The sequence below is a fragment of the Streptomyces sp. NPDC047081 genome, from assembly GCF_040643775.1.
In the GTDB taxonomy this organism is placed as follows: domain Bacteria; phylum Actinomycetota; class Actinomycetes; order Streptomycetales; family Streptomycetaceae; genus Streptomyces.
The window spans coordinates 304,979-321,928 of the sequence record NZ_JBEYUY010000003.1 but is presented as its reverse complement, the minus strand read 5'-3'; the positions used below and the strand labels follow the sequence as shown (position 1 = coordinate 321,928).

Genomic DNA, 16,950 nt, shown 5'->3' with positions numbered 1-16,950 from the left:
CCGCATCCACGCCACCTGCGCAGGCCCGGAACGACGCCGTCGACTGCACAGAGCCTGCCGTGGATCCCTGTGTCTCCCACCTGCTTCGGACCCGTACCACCGGAACGCCGGGCGTCCGCTTCAGGGCCCGGACGGCGACAGCGGGAGACGGGCGACGATGCCGGCGCCGTGTGAGCGGGGTTCGACGCGGAGAGTGCCGTGGTGCTGACGGGCGATGTCGCGGGCGATGGCCAGCCCGAGGCCGGCTCCGCCGTGGTCCCGGCTGCGGGCGTCGTCCAGGCGGGTGAAGCGCTCGAAGATCCGCTCACGGTCGGCCTCGGGAACGCCGGGTCCGTCGTCGGACACCTCCAGTACGGCCACCCCGGCGTCCGGGTCGGCGTGCAGCACCAGTTCGACGCGGCGATCGGCATGCCGTTGGGCGTTGTCGAGGAGGTTGGTGAGGAGTCTGACCAGCCAGCCTCGGTTGCCCTCCACGATGAGGCCGGGTTGCAGCCTGGTGTCGACGGGGAGCCGGTCGCCGTGCCGCGCGGCAACGGTCGTACGGCAGAGTTCGGCCAGGTCCAGCGGGACGCGGCTGACCGGCTCGGCCGTGTCCAGGCGGGCGAGGAGCAGCAGGTCGGAGGCGAGGTCCTGGAGCCGGACGGTGTCCTCCAGGGCGTCACTGACCAGGTCGGGCCACAGGGCCGGATCCGGATGGGCCAGGGCGACCTCCAGCTGGGTGCGCAGGACGGTGATGGGGCTGCGCAGTTCGTGCGAGGCGTCGGCGATGAACCTGCGCTGGCGGACGTCGGCGTCCTCCAGGCGGTCGAGGGTGGCGTTCATGGTGCGGGCGAGGCGGGCGACCTCGTCCTGGGCGGCCGGTACCGGGACGCGGCGGTGCAGCGCGTGCCCGGTGATCTCGGCGACCTCGGCGCGGATGGCCTCCACCGGACGCAGGGCCCGGCCGGTCACCCACCAGGTGACCAGGGCGACCGTGGCCAGCAGCAGTGGTGTGCCGATGCCCAGCGCGGCCTTGGTGATCTCGTCGGCCGCGTCCGCGTCCCGCAGTGAGGTGCCCGCGTACACGGTGACCGTGCCACTGGGGGTACGGGCGGTGACGGCGACGATCCGCTGGCGGTGTCCTTCGCCGAACGGTTCGCCGGACCAGGTGGCGCGCAGCCTGCCCTTGCGGGGGCGCAGGTGGGCGACGGCCGGGCGGCCGACGAGGTTCTGGCTGGCGGCCACCACGCGCCCACTGCTGTCGACGACCTGGATGAAGTCGGCGCCGTGGGAGAGGGGCAGCAGGTCGGGCAGCTTGCCCTCGGCGGCCAGCTGACCGACGGTGTCCGCCTGCGCGGTGGCCGCGTCGTTGGCGTTGCGCTGGAGGTCGGTGTGCACCAGGGCGAACAGTGCGAAGGAGGCTGCGGTCAGTGCGAGGGCGACGACCGCGGTCGCCCCGAGTGTCGCCCGGGCCCGCACCGATCCCGGCCACGGGTGTCGTACGACCTTCGCGAGCCGCACGGCGGCGAGGCGCAGGCGCCGGATCGCTGCCGGTACCTCGCCCGCGCCGGGGACGAGTCGGCTAGCCACCGTCGGCCGCCAGCCGGTAGCCGGCGCCGCGGATGGTCTCCAGGGCGCAGCGCCCGAAGGCGGTGTCGATCTTGCGGCGCACGGCACTGATGTGGACCTCGACGACATTGGGGTCCGCCTCGAAGGCCGAGTCCCAGACGTGTTCGAGGATCTCCCGCTTGGACACCACCTCGCCGGCCCGCCGGGCCAGGTACTCCAGGATGGCGAACTCCCGTGCGGTGAGCCGGACTTCGCTGCCGCCGCGGACGCAGGTGTGGCGGCCCGGATCGATCACCAGGTCACCGAGCCGGAACTCCGCGGGAACCCTGTGGCCGGTGCGACGGTGCAGCGCGCGGAGCCGGGCGACCAGGACGACGTAGGAGAACGGCTTGGACAGGAAGTCGTCGGCACCGGTGTCCAGCGCCTCGGCCTCGTCGTACTCCCCGTCCTTGGCGGTGAGCATCAGGATCGGTGTGTCGCTCCCGGCCGAGCGCAGCCTGGCACAGACCCGGTAGCCGTTGAGGCCGGGCAGCATGATGTCGAGCACGATCACGTCGTAGCTGTGCTCCAGGGCGAGCCACAGTCCCTGGTTCCCGTCGTGGGCGACATCGACGGTGAACCCCTCGGCCCTGAGACCTCGCTGCAGGGCGACGGCCAGCCGCTTCTCGTCCTCGACCACCAGTACGCGCACGGCATACAGCCTCGCACGCCGGGCTGAAGGTGGCTGAAGACGTCTTCAGCCACCTTCAGCCCGGCTTCAGCAACGGCGTTCCAAGCTGCTGGCAGCCGCCGGCATCGGGCCGGTCGAGGCGATCAGGAGCCCGAGCATGTCCCAACCCGAACCCCCGCAGCCGCAGCCGCAGCCCGGGTCGACACCCGAGTCGACGCCGGACGCACCGGTCGCGCTGCCGAAGCCGGCCAGGCCGACCAGGACCTTCCGGGCGCGTCTCCCCCGGATGAGCCGGCGACGTGGGACGGTCCTCGGCGTCGTGGTTCTCCTGGCGGCCGCGGGCGCGGCCGGCGCCGTTGCCGTCGTCCACCAGGACCACGGGGGAAAGGGCGGCCACGGCCAGTTCGCGGCAGGGCCCGGGCAGGCGGGCCGTGGCGACGGCCGGCAGGGTGCATCCGGGCAGGCAGGAGGGGGTCGAGGCGGCCGGCACGACGGATCCGGGCTCGGTGGCAACAGCCCGCAGGGCACCGAGAACGGTCAGAACAGCCAGGGCACCCAGAACGATCAGAGTGGTCAGAGCACTTCGGGGACCCTCGCACCCGCGCCGCTGCCCGCGGTTTCGGCCGCGTCGGCGATCGAGGCGGCCGGCAAGGCGGTTCCCGGCAGCAAGACGGAGGCGCTGCGCGTGGTCGCGGAGCAGGGCGGCGGAAGCGCGTGGGAGGTCGAGGTGCTGGGCACCGACGGCGTCCGGCACCTGGTCACCGTCGACGGTGCCACCGGCACGGTGACCGGCAACACCGTCGCGCCGGCCACCTCGGACACGGCGAGCTGACGGTCCGTGTCCCCGGGCCGAGGGTGCGGCGCGGCCCACTCTCGGCCCGGCCCGGGGCGCACCGCCTCGGCGCCGCGACCGCGCAACGGCATGAGCCCCCCATCCCGCACGGGGGTTCGCAGCTGCCCCGTCCGGAAGGAAACACATGAAGCCGCCGCTCGCGGCGAAACCGCAGACGGTGCGCGAAACGGCGAAACCGCAGACGGTGCGCGAAACGGCGAAGCCGCAGACGGTGCGCGAAACACGGTGCGGCACACGGGTCACGCCACGTACGGGGCGGACGGCGACCGACCGGACCACCCGGACCGACGCACGGCGACCCCCGCTCGTTCCCGGTCCGACCACTGCCTTCGCCCGTTTCGTCCTGTGCGGCGGCGGTGTCGGGGTCGCCTCCAGTGCCGCTGTGTCGGTGTGCGCCGCCCTGATGTCCTGGATGGTGGCGAACGCGCTGATAACCGCCGCCTCCACCGTGCTCTGCACGGAGCTCCACGCACGTTTCACCTTCGGGGCCGGACGGCGCGCCGGATGGCGCCGGCACTGGCAGTCCGCGGGGTCGGCCGCTGCCGCCTACGCGGTGACCTGCGCCGCGACGGCCGTTCTGCACATGGTGCGGCCGTCGCCGGGGATCCTTTCCGAGCAGGTCGTCTACCTCGCCGCCGCCGGGATCGCCGGAACCGGACGTTTCCTGGTGCTGCGGCTGTTCGTCTTCGCCGATTCCGCCCATGACAGGACCCGGATCGCGGCGCCGGATCAAGGAAGTCGTACGGCCAGGCCCCACCAGGGACAAGCGCCGCGGCCTCCGGTGTCGCAGCCCAGCCCCAGGGCGCTGACCTAGGGCTTCAATGTCAACAAGGTCGTCAAAGGCACCCTGCGCCACCTCGGCGGCCGACCTGGGGGACGCCGTGATCATGACTTCTCAGGTCCGCAGCGTCGTCGACGGCAGTTGGCCGTAGCGGCGCCGGTAGTCGCGGGCGAAGCGGCCCAGGCTGCCGAAACCCCACTGGTAGGCGATCTGGGCCACGTTCGTTCCGCCGGGCCAGGGCGACGGCCGACAGCCGGCTTCGCGCCGCCACCTGCGTCACCGGCCCGCCCAGCCCGAACCGGACGGTACCGCCGGATGCGACCCCGGCCTCCTGACCGGCTTCATCCACGAGTCGGCGGGGCAGCCTGATCGTCTGCAGCCGGCACCCGGCCTCCCAGCTCAGGGTGAACGGGCGGTACGAATCGATCGTGATCCTTGTCCCACCCGCCGCTGTATGCGGCGGGCTGCCAAGACGGTGGCGGCCCTTCAGCCGTCCAGGATTTCCGGACGGACGAGCCGCTCGTCCGGAACCACCGCGACACCGAGGAGATCTCGATCAGGGCCTCCGGCTGCCAGAGGGCGGTTGTGCCGATGCCGGCCATCGCCGTGTAGACCGGGCCCGCGAGCTCGCGCCAGGCCTTCCCGATCTCCTGGCCGAGCCGGGTGAGCATTTCTCCGGCTCGAACAGCCCGATCAGGAACGGCCGCGACACGTTGAGCATGTCCGCTGCCTGCTGTGTGGTGAGCTCGGCGTCGGACGGGACGACGGAGACAGCGCGGCCGGCCCCAGGTGGGCCAGTATGCTGGCGAGCAGTCCCCCGGCCTCTCTGGGCACAGCGAGGAGCTCGCGACGCGATGGTGATTCGGGAGGCCGGTCGAGCCCGCGGCACTCCGAACATCCGGCCGCTTCGTGATGTGAACGGCAAGCTGATGGCTTTGGCCAGCGTCTCACCAGAGCCCCGCGCGCCAAGGGGCGTGCCAGGCTGCGCAGTTGAGGAGAGGGAATGGACAGCGGCCAATGCAGCGAGGGCCCTATCTCAAGGTTTCCCCGGGGCGTGGGGATCGACAAAAGACTGGACAAAAAGTAAACCCCAGGCCGATGACCTGGGGTTTCACATGGAGCGGGTGACGAGAATCGAACTCGCGCTCTCAGCTTGGGAAGCGACGGCGCTTGGACGGCCTCATACCCTTTGACCTGTGGTGATTCGATGTCCCGCTTCAGGCGCGGCGGTCTGATGTACCCGCTGCTGACCGTTGTTGTCCGCTCTAAAGGGCACGCTATGGGCACGGAATCGGCCAGCAGGTTGTTACCGCCTCTTCCGGTGTCGGCAGCAGCCACCACGCACGCACTGGATGCCAGGTTGGCCGCCGTGTGTGCGGTCGAGGTGCGACCGGGCTGTGAGCGGTCGGCTCTGAAACGTGTCTTCATGGCCGACGGCGCCCTTGCGGTCTTCAGTCCTCGTGTGGAGTTTCCAGCTCCTGGAGTCGTTCGCCGATGTCGTCGGCCCACGATTGCGCCCACCGACGCAGCTCGGTGATTGCGCGTTCGTCCAGCCCGTAGGCGGCGAACTCGGCGTCGTCGATCCAATCGGCCCCGCCCAGACGGGCTTGAAGCTCGCGTAGATCGAAAGAGTCGCGGGCGTGGCGACGGCCAAGTTGTTCCAGATCGATGTGGCTCCAGCGGTCCGCTGCGGCCTGCACGTCGACCAGATCTCTGGCGAGTCCCCGGTCGGCCAGTGCGCGAACCTTCGTGCCGACGACATCTTCGAGGGACAGCACCAGTCCGTGCTCGGTGCGCACAGGGGGCCGCCAAAGTGTCTCCTTGAGGACGTCGACCTCGCACTCCTCAAGGCTGGCGGGATCGGTGACGATGAGCCGTACTGACAGTGGATCTGTCTCCAGAGCCCTCACGCGCCATCCGCGCTCTTCCAGTCCGCTGCGCACGGAGATGGCGATGTCCTCCATGCGTTCCGGGTTCTCGGTCGCGACATCGAGATCCTGGCTGAGCCGGTTGACCAGCCCATGTGCTTGAACCGCGTAGCCACCGGTGAGCGCCAGAGGGTAGACACCACCCACGTCAAGGACGTCCGCAAGCAGTCGACGGTGCAGATCCGTGAGGTTCACGCAGCAGCCTGGGCTCCGTGAGCCAGCTCGTCGAAGGAGCTCTCCCACACTTCCCGGATATCACGGCTGACCAGTGTGCGCAATGTGGGCCACAGGCTGACCAGAAGGTCACGATTGAGGAACCGGATGAGATCGTCGCGCAGACCCTCGGCCAGGACTATCCGGTAGTAGCTCATCCGCAGCCGCGGCTGGTCGAGATCGAACGTGGTGAGCCCCGACCACGCCAGGTGGAGAGGCAGGGTCACCGTGCCGTGCTGGGGGCCGACGAGCTCGGAGAGTGCGCCAGGCGCACGGCGAGCAAACTTGGCGCGGCGAAGATCAGAGAGACCGGGCTGTGTTGCCATACGTTGATTATCCAGGAAGAGCCTGCGGTGGGCTCAGTGATCCGCAGACTGGCGCAGGTCCATCTCAGGTACCCCGTTAACAAGGAATGTCCCTCACCTCCTTTCGATCGGGTGGAAGAGATGAGCTATGGAAAAGAAAACAGCTGTTGAGAGCTTCGATGGCCCCTGGAGGTCGGCCTCGCATCCCGTGTATCTCGCCCACCCGTCAATGTGCGCACCGATGGTGCGCACATTGACCCTCTCGCTGTTGCCTCTCTACCGTTCCCTCATCGAGAGCAACCAGGGCGGTGTACGGGGGTTTCATGGACGGTACGGGTCTCAGCGAAGATCGCCTGTTGTCGAGGGCCGAACTCGCACAGCTGGCTGGGGTGATGCGGCCGGCGGTCACCAACTGGCAGCGTCGGTACGAGGATTATCCGGAGCCGGTCAGGACGGGGGAGACGGAACTATTCAGTCTGCGGGCGGTTCTCGGGTGGCTTGACTCCCGTCAGATCCCGTCGCGCGCGCGTGCGTCTGACGAGCCGCCCGGGATCACCTATGCCGACCGTATGCGTCGGAACCTCACGGCATCGGACGACGCCCGCCAGAGAGCGACCACGCTGAGCGGTGAGGTAGCTGACAGCGGTCTGTCGAGCGACGAAGAACAGCGTGCACGGCAACTTGCGCAACTGCTGGGACCGATGGCGGACGCCGTGCGCGGTGGCGGATCGATGACGGACTACCTTGCCTTGCTCCTCTCTCTGGTCTTTCTTCAGGTGAGCGGAGACCCGCCCTCGGTGTCGCTCCCGCGCACGGCGCGGGCTCGATCCAGGGCGGCCACAGCGGCTTTGTTGCAGGAGATCGGGGAGGCGGCCGACGAGGCACTTCGCCTGCGTGGTGTGCTGCCGGGCATGCGGGCAGCCATCGTCAGGTTGGAGCCTCGGGAGTACGCGGATGTCGTCGAGGTGATTCACCTGACCGACGGCTTGGGGATCGATGAGTTCCGGCAACTGGTGGATCAATTCGGCTCCCGAGCCGGGCTTCCCAGCGGAGAGTTCTTCACCCCCCGTGCTGTCGTGCGGCTGATGCGAGACGCCGTCATAGACGACGAGGACTCCGCGCAACGCGTCTACGACCCGTATGTGCGCGCAGGTGAGATGCTTGACGGGGTCGCTGAACGCCTCGGTGGCGTCGTGCCTCTGACCCTGCGCGGTGAGAGCCCGCAGCGCGGCACACTTCAGCTCGCCGGAATGAACCTTGCGCTGCACGGAGTGCCGGTCGAACTGGAGGCCGTAACCACGGCCCCGTGGAACGAGCGTGTCTGGCCGAAGGGCCGCCAGGCCGACCTGATCCTGACCAATCCGCCGTTCAACGCTCGTGGGGTTGGGTGGAGGCCGCGTGAGGGCATCGACTGGCCGTACGGACCGCCTCCCCCCGGCAACCCTGCCTTCGCCTGGCTCCAGCATGTCCTGGTGTCCCTCAAGGACGAGGGCCATGCAGGCGTCGTGATGCCGGTCAGCGCGGGCGCCTCCACAGACATCCGGGAGCGGGAGATTCGAGGCAGGCTGGTGGAGGACGGGGCTGTCGAATGCATCGTCGCGCTGCCGCCCCAGCTCTTCTCGGGGGCTCAGGTGTCCGTCTGCTTGTGGTTCTTGAGGCGTTCCACAGCGGTTTGCGAGGAGATCCTGTTCGTGGACGCCCGGGAGTTGGGCGACAAGGCGAGTCGCGGACCGCGGGTCCTGTCCGACGAACACGTCGGGGCGATGACGGAAACCGTTCAGGCGTGGCGGCGAGGAACCGGATTCCGCCTCGGGCGGCAGAGCGCTGGCCATCTTGCGGTCGCCGCTCCGCTGGAGGCCGTGCGGGCTGCGGGTTACTCGCTCAGCCCCGCCGACTATGTGGACAGATGGATGTCTGCGGCCTCACCGGCTGATGCGGCGACTGAGGCAGCAGCCACGAAGCGGACGCTTGATACGGCCAGGCGTCGAACGAAAGCCGTTGACGGTGCGGTCGATGCGCTCTCGTACAGCCCTTTGCCGTCAGCCGTCGTGCTCTCGTATGACGGGCTACCTCATGACTGGCGTCGGGTTCCGCTGGGCGATCTGGTCGAGATCATGGCCGGCCCGTCCTACTCACGGCTGCCGGCCGAGGTTCGCTCCGTGGCAGGCGATCTGCGTGTCGTGATGCCGAAGCATCTGCGTGAGGGACGTATCGACGATCGCGACATGGAGAAAGTGGGTGAGGATGTCGCCCGCGCACTGGCAAGGTTCCGTCTCCGCCCCGGAGACATCCTGTGCGTGCGTTCCGGCGCCCAGATGCCCCCTGCCTTGGTCGAGAAGGCGCAGGACGGCTGGCTGTTCAGCACCAACCTGCTGCGGCTGCGTGCCCTGGAATCGGACGGGGAGCTCCTTGTCCTCCCCGGCTACCTGCTCGCCTACTTGTCTCTGCCGCAGACGGTGCATTGGCTCAAGGAGTACGCCCGCGGCACCGCCGTCCCTTCCCTCAGCGCCGCCACACTGGCACTTCTGCCCGTACCGTTGCCGCCCCTTGCTCACCAGCGGCGAATCAGCAACACGCTGGATGCGGTAGGCGCACAGATCACCGCGCATCGCGAACTCATTCAGGCCGCGATGCACCATCGCAGCACACTCGCCGCCCATCTGCTGACTGGTGTCCTGGTCCCGGAATGATGCGCTCCTCCCGTTTCAGCCCCTTCGTGAAGGAAGATTTCTGTGAATGCTCCATCGTGCGAGCCGCGATCCAGAACGAGGTATCTGTGGCTGCTCGTGGCAGCGCTGTTCTCTCTCGTAGTGGCCCTCGTTGCTGGGATCCTCAAGGCCAGCACCGGAGCCGGATTCGCCGAGGCAGTCCTTTACGGCGGCACTGCTTTTGCCACGACGATGGGCCTCTGCTTGCTTGTCCTGTCCGCGGCCGGCCAACTCTGAACGAGCCGACCTGCCTGTGCGTGGCCGTCAGCCGTTGGAAAGAAGCACGAAGGGTGCGAGCCCACTGAGCGATCCGGACCACAAGGAAGGCCCAGGTCGACGACCTGGGCCTTGTCATGGAGCGGGTGACGAGAATCGAACTCGCGCTCTCAGCTTGGGAAGCTGATGTTCTACCATTAAACTACACCCGCGTAGACGCCGGTCGGGACCGGTGTCGGAACGCTCGTTACCTTACCTCATACCGGGCCCCCGGCGCTGAAGCCGTGGGGCCCGGATGCGTTTGTGGGGGCCGATGGGGCTGCGGGGGGCGGGAGTTGGGGCGTACGGTGGAGGGGTGGGAGAGGGTCCGGGTGAGGTCGGAGTGCCGCCTGGAGAGTCGTTCCTTTGATCCCGTAATGTGGCATTTGTCGTCCGCTGGAGAGCAGTCGGACGGGGCTCTTGGGGAAGGGACTCATGGACTTGATGGAGCGCACCGTCGTCCGTTGTGCCGATGGGCACGTGTTCAGCACCGCTTCGTTCCCGATGCAGCAGGCCGAGCGGCTCGGCCCCGGTCGGCTGGTGCGGTGTCCACGTTGTGCCCGGCTGCGCAGCGTCGTGCCGGTCAGCCTTGAGAAGCAGTAGCGGCGGCGCACGGCAACAGCAGCGGTCGTAAAAAACGGTCATACACGTCAAGGCGCGCGGAACAGGCGATTGTCCTGGCTCCGTGCGCCTTGCGTATCCTCGGGGCGTGCTTCTCTCAGACAAGGACATCCGGGCCGAGATCGACGCCGGGCGAGTGCGGATCGATCCCTTCGACGAAACCATGGTGCAGCCGTCGAGCGTCGACGTCCGGCTGGACCGGTACTTCCGGGTGTTCGAGAACCACCGGTACCCGCACATCGACCCCAGCGTCGAGCAGGTCGACCTCACGCGGCTCGTGGAGCCGGAGGGCGACGAGCCCTTCATCCTGCACCCCGGTGAGTTCGTGCTCGCGTCGACGTACGAGGTCATCACGCTCCCCGACGATCTGGCCTCGCGGCTCGAAGGGAAGTCCTCCCTCGGGCGGCTCGGGCTCGTCACGCACTCCACCGCCGGGTTCATCGACCCCGGCTTCAGCGGTCACGTGACCCTCGAACTCTCCAACCTCGCCACCCTCCCCATCAAGCTGTGGCCCGGCATGAAGATCGGGCAGCTGTGCATGTTCCGGCTCTCCTCGCCCGCCGAGTTCCCGTACGGCAGCGAGCGCTACGGCTCCCGGTACCAGGGGCAGCGCGGGCCCACCGCCTCCCGGTCCTTCCTCAACTTCCACCGGACGCAGGTGTGACGAGCGTGAGCGGCGTTCGCGAGAACCTCACCTACGAGGCGTTCGGCACGGCCGTGCGCGAGCTCGCGCAGACCATCGCCGACGACGGCTTCGAGCCGGACATCGTGCTCAGCATCGCCCGCGGCGGCGTCTTCGTGGCCGGCGGCCTTGCCTACGCCCTCGACTGCAAGAACATCCACCTGGTGAATGTCGAGTACATGGGCCTGGCTGCTTAGCGCATAGTCGGTGACCTTGGCAAACATCCAGGTGAATGCCTATGTGTGGCTATCTGATCTTGTGGTTGGTTGGCGTTGATCGTGACTGATCATGGTCCCTGTGCTGAGTAGGTGCTGACCTGATCGCAGGACATGGAAGCGGCCTCCGCCGGTGACGGAGGCCGCTTCCATGCGTGTTGCTCTGCTCAAGGGGCTACCACTGGATGGGGGCAAGAGTGGTGCCGCCGCTGCACACCGGGCAACGCACGCGCCGGGTGTAGCGGCACGCGGTGCAGCCCTCGAAGCCGCAGCAGGCTGGGCACCAGATGGTGCGGAACCCGGTGCAACAGCCACAGTAGGCCGCTACTGACTCCCCGGTCGCCGGGGGCGGTGGCTCGGTGACGGTGGCGTCGCGGTGCATGCGTACGGCTGTGGAGACAGTCACCCGGATGCCTCGGCTGGGACCTGCGGGCCGTCCTGGTCGTCGTCGCCTTCGTTCGCGTCGCCTTGATCGTCGATGACGTCGGGGTCGTCCCACGAAGGATCAAGCAGACGGGCGCCCCGGCTCTCCGCTACGCGGTGTACGTCGGTGAGAGCTTCGGTCAGTTGGACGGCCAGCAGATGGAGTTCCCCCGGGGTCCACTTGCGTGAGTCGAGGATCGTTCTGGCTTCCTTGACCAGGTCGGCGGCCAGGCCGAGTTGTACCGCTTCCATGTTGTCCGCGAGCCGTGAGAGGTAACCGCCTGAGCTGTCCCCGGAGAGGTAGCAGGGCTTGCCCTCCGGGCCTACCCACGGCAGTAACCGCGTTTCCTCGATGCGCTCGATCACGCCGGTACCTCTGCCCTGTGAGTCCGGCTCCCGATAGTTTTGGTCACGTCGTCAACCTCCATGGGGTTGATGGCCACGCCCCCGGGCCGGTCGCTCGGTCGCGGGGGTACTCGTCACGAAGACCCTGACGGCGGACGCCGGTTGAACCCATCCCACGGCCCTATAGAGCCGCCCTATATTTGAGGTATGGGAGAAACTCCCGGGAACCTGTGGTCCCATCCGCAGCTAGTAGCGGCGGTCACCAGCGAAGACTGGGGCGCCGCATTCCGCACGTACCGGAAACTCACCGGTCTGAGTCAGACGAAGCTCGGGGAACGCGTCGGCCTCGTCCAGCCCGACGTGTCCGACATCGAACGCGGCCAACGGCGCGTGACCTCCGTGGAGGTACGGCAACGCATCGTGGCGGGACTCGGCGTTCCGTCCGATCTCCAGTCCGCCAGCGTGTCACTGGGGACGGACGTGGCTCCGGTCTCCGGCCTGTCCCTCCCTGGCCTCGCGCCTGACGAAGACCTGTTGGCTCGTGTCACGGGTGTGGTCGATGCTTCACACCGTGTGGACGCCCCAACCCTGGACTGGCTTGATCGGCTTCTCGCCGAGCATCGTCGGGCCGAAGACCAGATCGGCTCACGGCCGCTCGTCGACGTGATGCGGCAGCAGCTCCGGACGGTCGTCGATCTGTACGCGGACGCACGGGGCGACCTCGCTGACCGTGTGGTCCGTCTCGCAGCGGAACATGCGCAGTTCCTCGCGTGGATGGCCCAGGACCAGGACGAGACTGCCACCGCACTGGCCTGGTACGACCGCTCCCACGAATGGGCGTTGGAAGCGGGAGATGCCAACATGGCCGCTACAACCCTCAACATGAAGGCACACATGGCGTGGTCCAAGGGCCGAGCCATCCGCTGTGTACGTCTTGCTGAGGCATCCCGTTGGTCGGCTCCGGGCACGTCCCTCGGCGTACAGGGAATGGCCACGCAGATGGCTGCCAGGGGACACGCGCTGAACGGAGAGGCCGACGAAGCCCGACGCCTGCTCGACGATGCACAGGGGCTCATGAGGCTGGCGTCCGAGCGCCCGGAGGACGAGCCGGTGTGGATGTACTTCTACGACGAGACGTGGTTCACCCTGCAACGCGGAATGGCGGCTCTGCACCTGCGTGACTGGCAAGCCGCCGTGGATGATCTCACGGTGGGGCTCGATGCCCTGCCGGACGAATACCGGCGTGACAAGACCTGGTTCCGCGCCTGTCTCGCGCACGCCCTCGCCGGGGCAGGTGAATCGGCTCAAGCCGCGTCTGTGGCGGTGGCGAGTGTCCCTGATGCCGCTGCGGTCGGGCGGCCCCACTCCTGGAACGAGCTGCACACCACGGCTGCCGTGCTCCTGCGTCGGGGCGCCAAGGAGGGGCCCCAACTGGTCGCCGCTCTAAGGGAGTTCGACTGACTCGGCGCGGTGCCGTGCCTCGTCAGATCTTGGTCCTTAGCTGGAGGAATGGCGCGCCATTGGCACGCCGCCGGCCGTAGAGGCTTTGGGCGGGAGCTGCCATGGGGCGAGTGAACAGGGGGCCTTACGCTCGCCAGCGGATCGGGCAGTCTCTTGGAGCCTGCCCGTGTTCAGCCCGATCGGCCCCCTGTTCTTCGAGGCTCGCCCCATGGTGGCTGCCTAAAGCCTCGTAGGCCGTCGGCCCCAGCCCAAGACGCTCGAACCTCGGCCCTTTGACCCCGGAAGGCTCGGCCGGTCCCTGAATGCCATGACGCCGGGATATCGGCGGCGGGATGCAGTCCTGTCCGGATCGGTGGCCGATGGCTCTGGAGGGAGCGAGCCACGGGCTTCAGTCCCGGGGAGGGCACGGCAGGGCGGGAATGTGTGGGGAGCTGGCTCATGATCGGGGGCGGGTTGTGGTCGCGGGCGCTTGGCGCCCGGACGGGACCGGCCGAAGGCCGCACGCCCGGCCGGAGCGCCAGAAGGCGCCCGGCGCGCCGCAGGCGCGCCCTGGAAGAAGTGAAGACAGTCTCTGCCACACCTGCCCCGCTGCTGCCCGCTGCCTCTCCCGCGCGGCTGTGGCACAGGGCGCAAACGTCCGAACAGATGCCGCTGGGGTACCGGGTTCGGCTGTCGGATTGCCCTCCCAAGATCGCTCAACTTCCCCGGCCTGCACGGTAATTCGGTGGCTTCGCCGTGATCGTTCTGAGATCATTGAGGCGGAGCGACGAGCCCACTTCAGCGAATTCACAGACATAGACGCAGACATATCTCAGGCATAGACGCAGACACTTACTTCAGTCATATCTCAGACACAGCCAAGACGAGATTCGAAAAGGACTCAGCCATGACTCGTAGCCGTACTGCCGCCCGCGCTCCTCCACCCGTTTTCCTGTATGGAGGTCTGCCATGTCTAACACCTCGTCAGAGGTGCATCTTTCGCCTGTATTCAAGAACCCTTCCCGCTCGGCCACGCTGGAACAGGAGAGGCGGCTTCGGCTGCTCTCGGATGCCGACTGGGACATTATCCGGCTCGCCAACGATCCGAAGTTTTCCCGCTGGCTGGAACAGATCAAGGCCATCGGCGGGTGTGCCAATCCGGTCTATCTGTCCGGCTCCACCATCACTCGCGACGCGGTCACGGGGGAGGTGATCTCCTCCTACTCGACCGCGACGGAGCCGGGTGAGCGGCTGGCGGTGCGCTGCCGCAACCGGCGGGCCTCGGTCTGTGAGCCCTGCTCCCGCCTGCATGCCGGGGATACCTTCCAACTGGTGCGTGCGGGCCTGTCCGGCGGCAAGAGTGTGCCCGAGGTGGTGCGCGAGCGTCCCCGGCTGTTCGTCACCCTTACCGCTCCCTCCTTCGGGCCCGTGCATCGCGCACTGGACGGGGAGCGCTGCCGTCCCCGCCGGGACGCTCCGCGCTGTGAGCACGGGCGTCCGCTCGGCTGCGGCCTGGTCCATGCCGACGATGACCACATGGTGGGGCTGCCGCTGTGCGCGGACTGCTACGACTACGTAGGCCATGTGCTGTGGCACGCGCACGCCGGGCTGTTGTGGGACCGGTTCGCGACCGCCGTACGTCGTCACCTCGCCTCCGTAGCAGGGATTCCGCGTTTGCGGCTCGGTGAGCACCTGGTGGTGTCCTTCGCCAAGGTTGCCGAGTTCCAGAAGCGGGCTGCCGTGCACTTCCATGCCGTCGTGCGCCTGGACGGACCGGACGGCCCCACCTCGCCCCCGCCCGCCTGGGCCACTGCGGGCCTGCTGTCGGACGCTGTCACGCACGCCGCCACGACTGGCTACGTCACGCCGCCCGACTCGGACGCCTACGGCACCGAACGGCTCGCCTGGGGCGCCCAGTTCGACGCCCGACCCATCCACTCCTTCAACAGCTCTGACGGCCTGTCAGATGGAGCGGTTGCGGGCTACGTGGCCAAGTACGTCAGCAAGGGTGCCGCCGAAACAGGCGCGGGACTGGACTACCGCGTCACCAGCCTGGACGACATTCGCGCGGCAGCCGTCAACGGCCACATACGGGCCCTGATGGGGACCTGCTGGCGCCTGGGCGGCCTGGCGGAGCTGGAATACCTCCGGCTGCATACCTGGGCGCACAGCCTCGGCTATCGGGGTCACATCCTCACCAAATCCCGCCGCTACTCCACCACGTACGGCGCGCTGCGGGAGGAGCGCGCCGACCACCGGCGGGGCGACACCAGGCCCGTGGACGACTCGGACACGGTCACGGAGTCGAACTTGCGCTACGTCGGTTCCGGCTACACCTCCGGTGCCGCCGACTTCGCCGCCGGAATTGCCGAGAGCCACGCGCAGAGTCTCCAACTGGCCAGGGAGGCGCGGGAGGACGCGAAGCAGTGGGGTGAGTGGCTGTGAGAGGCGGATCGAACCAGCTTCTGACGCCCAGTCAGGCAGCGGAGTTCCTGGCCGTGTCCCTGAACACGCTGTACAGCAACTGGCGCACCTGGGGCCTGACCGCGTACCGCGTCGGCAAGCATCTCCGGTTCAGAGAACGGGACTTGGAGACCTGGCTAAGGGGTCACGTTGAGAACAATCGCATGTAGAATCTTCGTGCTGAGTTACCGAGAAGGATCAAGGAGGGTGGACGGACATGGGCTCGATCATCAAACGGTGTGACTGTGTGATCACGGCGTGGGACAGGTGCCCGCACCCATGGGTGACTCGCTGGCGTGAGCCTGGCGGGCGCTCAGGGCGGCAGCGTGAGAAGACGTTCGAGTCGGGCGCGGCCGGTAAGAAGCTCGCGGAAAAGTGGGAACGGAAGGTTGAACGCGACAAGGACACGGGTTCGTACATCGACCCCTCGCAGTCCAAGCGGACCTTCGCTGACGTCTGGGAGGAGTGGCTGAATGCCGGTTCGGATGACGCGCAGTTAGCGTTGTCGTCTCGCGCGCAGTACGTGAGTATCTACAAGAACCATTACGCCGAGTTCTTCGGGCCGCGCCCGATTGGCTCGATCACCGCAAGCGATATCGCGAAGTGGGAAACGCTCCAGAAGGAGAAGGGGTACAAGCCGTACGGGATTCACACACGAAAGGTTGTCCTCGCCTCGCTCTTCAAGTACGCGTGGGTTGCGGAGATCATTCCTAGGAATCCGTGCAAGAAGGCGGAAGCGCGCAAACGCAAGACCTCGGCCTATCGGCCGATCGATCCGTCAGAGGTTCCGACGACTTCTGAGATCGAAGCCATCTTCGATGCGATCAGGCCGTATTACCGGTCGGCCGTGTGGAGCATGGCGGGGTGCGGATTGCGTGTGGGTGAGGCGCTCGCGATGTGTGAACAGAAGTGGGAGCAGAAGGCGGGGTTCGCCACGATCAATGCCCAGCTCTCCACCTTCGGCGCCAACGACGGTGCCGGGCGGGGAACGGCGATCCGGGAAGAGGTCAAGTGGTCTCGGACTGGTCGCCGGGTTCCGGTGCCCGAGATCACTGATGAGGCCTGGCGTACCCACATCGCGACGTATGGCACCTGGGGTGACGAAGGGTGGTTCTACGAGTCCGAGACGTTCGCCGAACGCTTCCCCTCGCGTACGACGTTCGCGGACAGGTGGAACAAGGCGATCGAGGTTGCTGGGCTGGAACACCGGAAGCTGACCCCGAAGTCGCTGCGGCACTACTTCGCCTCGGTGGCCATCGCTGCTGGCGTCCCGCTTCCGGAGCTGGCTGTGTGGATGGGGCACGCTAGTAGCAAGACCACGGAACAGGTGTACATCCATCTGCTTCCGGGTGCTGAGGAGCGGATCAAGGGTGCGGTCGCGCTGGCTGTCGCTCGCGATCTCTCCGAGTCGCTGAGCCGTATCCGTACTGCGTAAGCGGTGCTGACTCGGATGGACGTGCTGAGCTGGTGCTGAGTTGAGGCGCAATTGCCGGGCATATC

General features: G+C 67.6%; 15 protein-coding genes, 1 tRNA gene and 3 pseudogenes. 10 read left to right on the top strand and 9 right to left on the bottom strand.

What is annotated here, in order from left to right:
* Positions 1-120: 120 nt before the first annotated feature.
* On the bottom strand, positions 121-1,500 hold the full coding sequence (locus ABZ848_RS07245) for an ATP-binding protein (protein WP_360827195.1): 1,380 nt from the start codon (positions 1,498-1,500) through the stop codon (positions 121-123).
* Between the two features lie 61 nt (positions 1,501-1,561).
* Positions 1,562-2,239, bottom strand: coding sequence for a response regulator transcription factor (locus ABZ848_RS07240; RefSeq protein ID WP_360826606.1), 678 nt, complete (start codon positions 2,237-2,239; stop codon positions 1,562-1,564).
* 136 nt (positions 2,240-2,375) lie between these two features.
* Between ABZ848_RS07240 and ABZ848_RS07235 the strand changes: the two genes are divergently transcribed.
* Both ABZ848_RS07235 and ABZ848_RS07230 read left to right on the top strand, forming a co-directional pair.
* A complete protein-coding gene (locus tag ABZ848_RS07235; RefSeq protein ID WP_360826603.1) occupies positions 2,376-3,050 on the top strand; it encodes a PepSY domain-containing protein in 675 nt (224 codons plus the stop codon).
* Positions 3,051-3,414: 364 nt separating this feature from the next.
* Positions 3,415-3,885 carry a GtrA family protein gene (locus tag ABZ848_RS07230; protein WP_360827192.1) on the top strand — a complete coding sequence of 157 codons (471 nt, stop codon included), beginning with the start codon at positions 3,415-3,417 and terminating at the stop codon, positions 3,883-3,885.
* An 81-nt stretch (positions 3,886-3,966) separates the two neighbouring features.
* On the opposite strand, the gene ABZ848_RS07225 is transcribed toward ABZ848_RS07230, so the two are convergent.
* From ABZ848_RS07225 to ABZ848_RS07205, 5 genes and pseudogenes are all read right to left on the bottom strand, one after another.
* On the bottom strand, positions 3,967-4,071 hold the full coding sequence (locus ABZ848_RS07225) for a helix-turn-helix domain-containing protein (protein ID WP_360826600.1): 105 nt from the start codon (positions 4,069-4,071) through the stop codon (positions 3,967-3,969).
* A gap of 267 nt (positions 4,072-4,338) precedes the next feature.
* Positions 4,339-4,508 (bottom strand): annotated as a pseudogene (locus tag ABZ848_RS07220) (RidA family protein); the annotation flags it as partial.
* 44 nt (positions 4,509-4,552) lie between these two features.
* A pseudogene (locus ABZ848_RS07215) lies at positions 4,553-4,665 on the bottom strand (DNA-binding protein); the annotation flags it as partial.
* Positions 4,666-5,303: 638 nt separating this feature from the next.
* The gene (locus ABZ848_RS07210; protein ID WP_360826597.1) at positions 5,304-5,975 is read right to left on the bottom strand and encodes a nucleotidyl transferase AbiEii/AbiGii toxin family protein; all 672 of its coding nucleotides are present in this window, start codon (positions 5,973-5,975) and stop codon (positions 5,304-5,306) included.
* On the bottom strand, positions 5,972-6,319 hold the full coding sequence (locus ABZ848_RS07205) for a transcriptional regulator (protein WP_360826594.1): 348 nt from the start codon (positions 6,317-6,319) through the stop codon (positions 5,972-5,974). The genes ABZ848_RS07210 and ABZ848_RS07205 overlap by 4 nt, the downstream gene beginning before the upstream one ends.
* A gap of 302 nt (positions 6,320-6,621) precedes the next feature.
* Between ABZ848_RS07205 and ABZ848_RS07200 the strand changes: the two genes are divergently transcribed.
* Positions 6,622-8,988 (top strand): N-6 DNA methylase, encoded by a 2,367-nt coding sequence (locus tag ABZ848_RS07200; RefSeq protein WP_360826591.1) that lies wholly within the window; start codon positions 6,622-6,624, stop codon positions 8,986-8,988.
* Positions 8,989-9,360: 372 nt separating this feature from the next.
* Here the strand turns inward: ABZ848_RS07200 and ABZ848_RS07195 are convergent.
* Positions 9,361-9,434 (bottom strand) — tRNA-Gly (locus tag ABZ848_RS07195).
* A gap of 271 nt (positions 9,435-9,705) precedes the next feature.
* Here ABZ848_RS07195 and ABZ848_RS07190 point away from each other — a divergent pair.
* From ABZ848_RS07190 to ABZ848_RS07180, 3 genes and pseudogenes are all read left to right on the top strand, one after another.
* Positions 9,706-9,864, top strand: a complete 159-nt coding sequence (locus ABZ848_RS07190; protein WP_360827259.1) for a hypothetical protein — start codon at positions 9,706-9,708, stop codon at positions 9,862-9,864.
* A gap of 106 nt (positions 9,865-9,970) precedes the next feature.
* Positions 9,971-10,546, top strand: coding sequence for a dCTP deaminase (gene dcd / locus ABZ848_RS07185; RefSeq protein ID WP_360826588.1), 576 nt, complete (start codon positions 9,971-9,973; stop codon positions 10,544-10,546).
* Between the two features lie 5 nt (positions 10,547-10,551).
* Positions 10,552-10,740 (top strand): annotated as a pseudogene (locus ABZ848_RS07180) (phosphoribosyltransferase family protein); the annotation flags it as partial.
* A gap of 441 nt (positions 10,741-11,181) precedes the next feature.
* On the opposite strand, the gene ABZ848_RS07175 reads toward ABZ848_RS07180, so the two are convergent.
* Complete coding sequence (locus ABZ848_RS07175; RefSeq protein WP_360826585.1) at positions 11,182-11,568, bottom strand: hypothetical protein; 387 nt, start codon at positions 11,566-11,568, stop codon at positions 11,182-11,184.
* A gap of 186 nt (positions 11,569-11,754) precedes the next feature.
* On the opposite strand from ABZ848_RS07175, the gene ABZ848_RS07170 reads away from it, so the two are divergent.
* From ABZ848_RS07170 to ABZ848_RS07155, 4 genes are all read left to right on the top strand, one after another.
* Positions 11,755-13,008, top strand: coding sequence for a helix-turn-helix transcriptional regulator (locus tag ABZ848_RS07170; RefSeq protein WP_360826583.1), 1,254 nt, complete (start codon positions 11,755-11,757; stop codon positions 13,006-13,008).
* 948 nt (positions 13,009-13,956) lie between these two features.
* Positions 13,957-15,432 carry a replication initiator gene (locus ABZ848_RS07165; protein WP_360826580.1) on the top strand — a complete coding sequence of 492 codons (1,476 nt, stop codon included), beginning with the start codon at positions 13,957-13,959 and terminating at the stop codon, positions 15,430-15,432.
* Positions 15,423-15,620 (top strand): helix-turn-helix domain-containing protein, encoded by a 198-nt coding sequence (locus tag ABZ848_RS07160; RefSeq protein WP_360826577.1) that lies wholly within the window; start codon positions 15,423-15,425, stop codon positions 15,618-15,620. The genes ABZ848_RS07165 and ABZ848_RS07160 overlap by 10 nt, the downstream gene beginning before the upstream one ends.
* 47 nt (positions 15,621-15,667) lie before the next feature.
* Positions 15,668-16,885, top strand: coding sequence for a tyrosine-type recombinase/integrase (locus ABZ848_RS07155; RefSeq protein WP_360826574.1), 1,218 nt, complete (start codon positions 15,668-15,670; stop codon positions 16,883-16,885).
* Positions 16,886-16,950: the final 65 nt, after the last annotated feature.

Coding starts and splice junctions, on each gene's coding strand:
- ABZ848_RS07235 (WP_360826603.1), top strand. CDS start 2,376: ATGTCCCAACCCGAACCCCCGCAGCCGCAGCCGCAGCCCGGGTCGACA.
- ABZ848_RS07205 (WP_360826594.1), bottom strand. CDS start 6,319: ATGGCAACACAGCCCGGTCTCTCTGATCTTCGCCGCGCCAAGTTTGCT.
- ABZ848_RS07200 (WP_360826591.1), top strand. CDS start 6,622: ATGGACGGTACGGGTCTCAGCGAAGATCGCCTGTTGTCGAGGGCCGAA.
- ABZ848_RS07190 (WP_360827259.1), top strand. CDS start 9,706: ATGGAGCGCACCGTCGTCCGTTGTGCCGATGGGCACGTGTTCAGCACC.
- ABZ848_RS07170 (WP_360826583.1), top strand. CDS start 11,755: ATGGGAGAAACTCCCGGGAACCTGTGGTCCCATCCGCAGCTAGTAGCG.
- ABZ848_RS07165 (WP_360826580.1), top strand. CDS start 13,957: ATGTCTAACACCTCGTCAGAGGTGCATCTTTCGCCTGTATTCAAGAAC.
- ABZ848_RS07155 (WP_360826574.1), top strand. CDS start 15,668: ATGGGCTCGATCATCAAACGGTGTGACTGTGTGATCACGGCGTGGGAC.